At 33.7% G+C, this 549-nt stretch carries 1 protein-coding gene and 2 pseudogenes; 1 reads left to right on the top strand and 2 read right to left on the bottom strand.

The genetic code is table 11. From position 1 onward, the window contains the following. Positions 1-75 (bottom strand): annotated as a pseudogene (locus tag DV434_RS10650) (IS1595 family transposase); the annotation flags it as partial. Positions 76-150: 75 nt separating this feature from the next. Here DV434_RS10650 and DV434_RS10915 point away from each other — a divergent pair. Continuing rightward, on the top strand, positions 151-435 hold the full coding sequence (locus DV434_RS10915; protein ID WP_204628606.1) for a hypothetical protein: 285 nt from the start codon (positions 151-153) through the stop codon (positions 433-435). A gap of 10 nt (positions 436-445) precedes the next feature. On the opposite strand, the pseudogene DV434_RS10640 reads toward DV434_RS10915, so the two are convergent. Then, positions 446-549 (bottom strand): annotated as a pseudogene (locus DV434_RS10640) (IS1595 family transposase); the annotation flags it as partial.

Genomic DNA, 549 nt, shown 5'->3' with positions numbered 1-549 from the left:
TCTTGCTGTGACACCTGCGACAAACAGTTCAATGAGTTTATTTTGTTTATGCTGACTTAAGCGACTTTTTCTCATTGGTTTATTCTAACCTAAATGGGATTTTTAGTCGTTATCTAGTACAGCCCCTTAATTAAAGATGCCAAACTCGGTTTGGAAAATAACTCTGTGGCATTAGCTCGTTTAAAATATCTATTAGATCAGCTAAATTTTTATAAAGGCGAATGTGCGGTAATTTTACAATCTGCCGATGTGTATTTGCCTAATGAAATTGAACCGCTTGTGACTCTTTTAGAGTTGCCATTGCCAGACCAAAACCAAATACAAGCGGTGTTAAAACAAGAAAAAATTGCGAATGAATTAACGGATCGATTAACTACCGCACTTTCTGGTTTAAATGAATTAGATATTCAGCAATTATTAAAGGGGCTGTACTAGATAACTAGATCTAAATCCCCTTAACTAATTGTTTTAAAATGGAAATTTGAGATTTTATTTCACTGTTGTTAAAACGCCATTCACATTCCTTTAAATATAGCTCAAAATGCTCTT

The sequence above is a fragment of the Haemophilus haemolyticus genome (assembly GCF_003493685.1).
In the GTDB taxonomy this organism is placed as follows: domain Bacteria; phylum Pseudomonadota; class Gammaproteobacteria; order Enterobacterales; family Pasteurellaceae; genus Haemophilus; species Haemophilus haemolyticus_O.
The sequence above is the reverse complement of the archived record's forward strand: the minus strand, read 5'-3'. Positions and strand labels throughout refer to the sequence as shown.